The organism is Corynebacterium sp. p3-SID1761 (assembly GCF_055862885.1).
This window is the reverse complement of the sequence record NZ_JBSQBJ010000032.1, coordinates 1-5,560: the sequence shown is the minus strand read 5'-3', so window position 1 is coordinate 5,560 and position 5,560 is coordinate 1. Positions and strand designations below refer to the sequence as shown.

The 5,560-nt window shown below is 53.2% G+C and carries 3 rRNA genes; all 3 read left to right on the top strand.

Going from position 1 to position 5,560, the window contains the following annotated elements:
• The first annotated feature begins 351 nt into the window (after positions 1–351).
• Positions 352–1,873: ribosomal RNA gene (locus tag ACWXWJ_RS10160) — 16S ribosomal RNA — on the top strand.
• A 406-nt stretch (positions 1,874–2,279) separates the two neighbouring features.
• Positions 2,280–5,349, top strand: a 23S ribosomal RNA gene (locus tag ACWXWJ_RS10155).
• 147 nt (positions 5,350–5,496) lie between these two features.
• Positions 5,497–5,560: ribosomal RNA gene (gene rrf, locus ACWXWJ_RS10150) — 5S ribosomal RNA — on the top strand; the annotation flags it as partial.

Sequence of the window (5,560 nt, the reverse complement as noted above, 5' to 3'; positions counted from 1 at the left end):
GTTGACCAACCTTTGTGTTGATTCTGATGCATTGTATGTCTTTTGCTTTGTGACTTGTTTCAGCTTCTCGTTGGCTCATATGGATTATGGGTTGATGGTGGTTACGCCAGCGTGGTGTTAACGTCTCCACGTTATGTAATGTGCGTATCCCAGCGTGGTGCCTTTTGTGGGTGCGCGTTGGGCTGATAAGAGTTTGATTGAAGTGGTGGATGTATGTTGTGTCGGTCGATGACCAGCAATGTTTTGTTGGTGTTGGTTGATGTGATTTATTTATCCTTTTTTCAATTCTTTTGTCAGTAATTTTGTTTTTTGTTTGCCTGGTTTTCAGGCTCGCCTGTGTCTGATGACATTTTTATGGAGAGTTTGATCCTGGCTCAGGACGAACGCTGGCGGCGTGCTTAACACATGCAAGTCGAACGGAAAGGCCTCTGCTTGCAGAGGTACTCGAGTGGCGAACGGGTGAGTAACACGTGGGTGATCTGCCTTGCACTTCGGGATAAGCCTGGGAAACTGGGTCTAATACCGGATAGGACCATGCTTTAGTGTGTGTGGTGGAAAGTTTTTCGGTGCAAGATGAGCCCGCGGCCTATCAGCTTGTTGGTGGGGTAATGGCCTACCAAGGCGACGACGGGTAGCCGGCCTGAGAGGGTGTACGGCCACATTGGGACTGAGACACGGCCCAGACTCCTACGGGAGGCAGCAGTGGGGAATATTGCACAATGGGCGCAAGCCTGATGCAGCGACGCCGCGTGGGGGATGAAGGCCTTCGGGTTGTAAACTCCTTTCGCTAGGGAAGAAGCCTTTTGGTGACGGTACCTGGATAAGAAGCACCGGCTAACTACGTGCCAGCAGCCGCGGTAATACGTAGGGTGCGAGCGTTGTCCGGAATTACTGGGCGTAAAGAGCTCGTAGGTGGTTTGTCGCGTCGTCTGTGAAATCCCGGGGCTTAACTTCGGGCGTGCAGGCGATACGGGCATAACTAGAGTGCTGTAGGGGAGACTGGAATTCCTGGTGTAGCGGTGAAATGCGCAGATATCAGGAGGAACACCGATGGCGAAGGCAGGTCTCTGGGCAGTTACTGACGCTGAGGAGCGAAAGCATGGGTAGCGAACAGGATTAGATACCCTGGTAGTCCATGCCGTAAACGGTGGGCGCTAGGTGTGGGGGTTTTATTTACGATTCCCGTGCCGTAGCTAACGCATTAAGCGCCCCGCCTGGGGAGTACGGCCGCAAGGCTAAAACTCAAAGGAATTGACGGGGGCCCGCACAAGCGGCGGAGCATGTGGATTAATTCGATGCAACGCGAAGAACCTTACCTGGGCTTGACATACACCGGATCGCTGCAGAGATGTAGTTTCCCTTGTGGCTGGTGTACAGGTGGTGCATGGTTGTCGTCAGCTCGTGTCGTGAGATGTTGGGTTAAGTCCCGCAACGAGCGCAACCCTTGTCTTGTGTTGCCAGCACGTTATGGTGGGGACTCGCGAGAGACTGCCGGGGTTAACTCGGAGGAAGGTGGGGATGACGTCAAATCATCATGCCCCTTATGTCCAGGGCTTCACACATGCTACAATGGTCGGTACAGTGGGTTGCGATACCGTGAGGTGGAGCTAATCCCTTAAAGCCGGTCTCAGTTCGGATTGGAGTCTGCAACTCGACTCCATGAAGTCGGAGTCGCTAGTAATCGCAGATCAGCAACGCTGCGGTGAATACGTTCCCGGGCCTTGTACACACCGCCCGTCACGTCATGAAAGTTGGTAACACCCGAAGCCAGTGGCCCAAACTTGTTAGGGAGCTGTCGAAGGTGGGATTGGCGATTGGGACGAAGTCGTAACAAGGTAGCCGTACCGGAAGGTGCGGCTGGATCACCTCCTTTCTAAGGAGTATTTTTGTTTATTTTTGTTTCTGGGTGAATAGGTAACCGGTTCAACCATTTTTGTTGTGGTTGTTGGTTGTTGGATCGTGTCGCATTGTTTGTTTAAGAGTGTGCGTGTGTTGGGGTTGGCACTGTTTTTTGGGTTGGGTTAGCAAAGGTGTTTTTGGTTTGTCATGGCTGTTGGGTGTCTGGGACAATCTATTTTGTTCCTTGTGTGAGCGCCCTGAAGTGATGTGGTTGCCGGTAGTGGTGATTGTGTTGTTTTGGGTGTTGTGTTGTTTGAGAACTGTATAGTGGACGCGAGTATCTTCTTTTTTGTGATTTTTGTTTGAAATCATTGTGTTCACGCGCTGATGGTCTGCACTGTTGTGGTGTGGGTTGTTGGTGTGTGGGTGTCTTAGTATTTTGTGTTGTCTGTGAAGGGCGCACGGTGGATGCCTTGGGCATGATAAGCCGATGAAGGACGTGGAAGGCCGCGATAGTCCTCGGGGAGTTGTCAATCGAGCGTTGATCCGAGGGTGTCCGAATGGGGAAACCTGGCCACAGTTGTGTGTGGTCGCTGCATGGATGAATTCATAGTTTGTGTGGTGGTAACGCGGGGAAGTGAAACATCTCAGTACCCGTAGGAGAAGAAAATAATAATGATTCTGCTAGTAGCGGCGAGCGAACGTGGATTTTGGCTAAACTGCATGCGTGTGATACCTGGCAGGGGTTGCGTGTGTGGGGTTGTGGGGTTGTGTTGTGCGGTGCTGCCATGCCGCGCCTTAGCATTGTGTGTTAGCGGAAGTGGTTTGGAATGGCCTGCCGTAGACGGTGAGAGTCCGGTACGTGAAAGCATGTGGTGTTGGGGTTGATGTGATACCCGAGTAGCAGCGGGCTCGTGGAATCTGCTGTGAATCTGCCGGGACCGCCCGGTAAGCCTGAATACTTATTGTGACCGATAGTGTATGAGTACCGTGAGGGAATGGTGAAAAGTACCCCGGGAGGGGAGTGAAATAGTACCTGAAACCGTGTGCCTACAAGCCGTCAGAGCCTTTTGGGTGATGGCGTGCCTTTTGAAGAATGAGCCTGCGAGTCAGCGGCATGTCGCGAGGTTAACCCGTTATGTGGGGTAGCCGTAGGGAAACCGAATCCTAATGAGGGTGTTTTTAGTGGCATGTCCTGGACCCGAAGCGGGGTGATCTACCCATGGCCAGTGTGAAGCAGCTGTAAGAGGCTGTGGAGGCGCGAACCCACTTAGGTTGAAAACTGAGGGGATGAGTTGTGGGTAGGGGTGAAAGGCCAATCAAACTCCGTGATAGCTGGTTCTCCCCGAAATGCATTTAGGTGCAGCGTCGTGTGTTTCTTGCCGGAGGTAGAGCTACTGGTTGGTTGAGCGGGACTATCATCTTAGCGACGTCAGCCAAACTCCGAATGCCGGTAAGTCAGAGCGCGGCAGTGAGACTGCGGGGGATAAGCTTCGTTAGTCGAGAGGGAAACAGCCCAGATCGCCGGTTAAGGCCCCTAAGAGTGTGCTAAGTGGAAAAGGATGTGGGATCGCGAAGACAGCCAGGAGGTTGGCTTAGAAGCAGCCATCCTTGAAAGAGTGCGTAATAGCTCACTGGTCGAGTGGTTCTGCGCCGACAATGTAGTGGGGCTCAAGTACACCGCCGAAACCGCGGAACTCAACTTTGTTGGGTTGGTAGGGGAGCGTCGTGTGATCGTTGAAGCTGCCGGGTGACCGTGTGGTGGAGGTTATGCGAGTGAGAATGCAGGCATGAGTAGCGAATGATGCGTGTGAAACGTATCCGCCGGATGACTAAGGGTTCCTGGGTCAAGCTAATCTTCCCAGGGTGAGTCGGGTCCTAAGGCGAGGCCGACAGGCGTAGTCGATGGTTAACGGGTTGATATTCCCGTACCCGTGTGTGTGCGACCAATGGTGAATCAGTGATACTAACTGCCCTGAAGTATGCTGCATGCACTTTTGTGTGTGTGGTGTGTGGATGCGTAGGACCTGATCTGGTAGTAGCCAAGCGATGGGGTGACGCAGGAAGGTAGCCAAGCCACTTATTGGATTGTGGTGTAAGCGTGTGGCCCGCAGGAATTGGTAAATCCGTCCTGCATGTAGGGTGAGGCGTGATGCGTACCCGTTGTGGGGATGTTGGTGATCCTATGCTGTCGAGAAAAGCCTCTAGTGAGTGCATGTACGGCCCGTACCGTAAACCGACACAGGTGGTCAGGTAGAGAATACTAAGGCGTTCGGGTGAACTGTGGTTAAGGAATTCGGCAAAATGGCCCCGTAACTTCGGGAGAAGGGGTGCCACTACTGGTGAACGACGTGTTGAGCTGGTGGTGGTCGCAGAGAATAGAGGGAAGCGACTGTTTACTAAAAACACAGGTCCGTGCGAAGACTTTAAGTCGATGTATACGGACTGACGCCTGCCCGGTGCTGGAAGGTTAAGAGGACCTGTTAGGACGTTTGTCCGAAGCGGAGAATTTAAGCCCCAGTAAACGGCGGTGGTAACTATAACCATCCTAAGGTAGCGAAATTCCTTGTCGGGTAAGTTCCGACCTGCACGAATGGCGTAACGACTTCCCTGCTGTCTCAACCACAGGCCCGGTGAAATTGCAGTACGAGTAAAGATGCTCGTTACGCGCGGCAGGACGAAAAGACCCCGGGACCTTCACTATAGCTTGGTATTGGTGTTCGGTTCGGTTTGTGTAGGATAGGTGGGAGACTGTGAAGCGGTCACGCTAGTGGTTGTGGAGTCGTTGGTGAAATACCACTCTGATCGGATTGGGCATCTGAACCTCGGCCCGTGATCCGGGTTAGGGACAGTGCCTGGTGGGTAGTTTAACTGGGGCGGTTGCCTCCCAAAGTGTAACGGAGGCGCCCAAAGGTTCCCTCAGCCTGGTTGGCAATCAGGTGTTGAGTGTAAGTGCACAAGGGAGCTTGACTGTGAGACTGACAGGTCGAGCAGGTACGAAAGTAGGGACTAGTGATCCGGCACCGGCTTGTGGAAGCGGTGTCGCTCAACGGATAAAAGGTACCCCGGGGATAACAGGCTGATCTTCCCCAAGAGTCCATATCGACGGGATGGTTTGGCACCTCGATGTCGGCTCGTCGCATCCTGGGGCTGGAGTAGGTCCCAAGGGTTGGGCTGTTCGCCCATTAAAGCGGCACGCGAGCTGGGTTTAGAACGTCGTGAGACAGTTCGGTCTCTATCCGCCGTGCGCGTTGAAACTTGAAGAAGGCTGTCCCTAGTACGAGAGGACCGGGACGGACATACCTCTGGTGGGCCAGTTGTCACGCCCGTGGCATGGCTGGTTGGCTACGTATGGGAGGGATAACCGCTGAAAGCATCTAAGCGGGAAGCCTGTTCTGAGATGAGGTTTCTTTTGAGGTTCCCTATAGATTATGGGGTTGATAGGCCGGATCTGGAAGTCATGTGAGTGATGGAGGTGACCGGTACTAATTGGCCGATGTTCAACACATTGAACCACGTTTGTGGTTGTGGCTAAGACGATTTCGGATTGTCGCAAGGGTTGTGTACTCGCGTTTGTTATGCAGTGTCTGGAACGGCACTACACACCAGCGAACCCTGGGGTTTGGTTGGGTGTGTGTTTTGTTCTGATTGTGGTTTGTCGGTGGTTGTTAGCGGTGGGGTCACGCCCGGTCCCTTTCCGAACCCGGAAGCTAAGCCTACC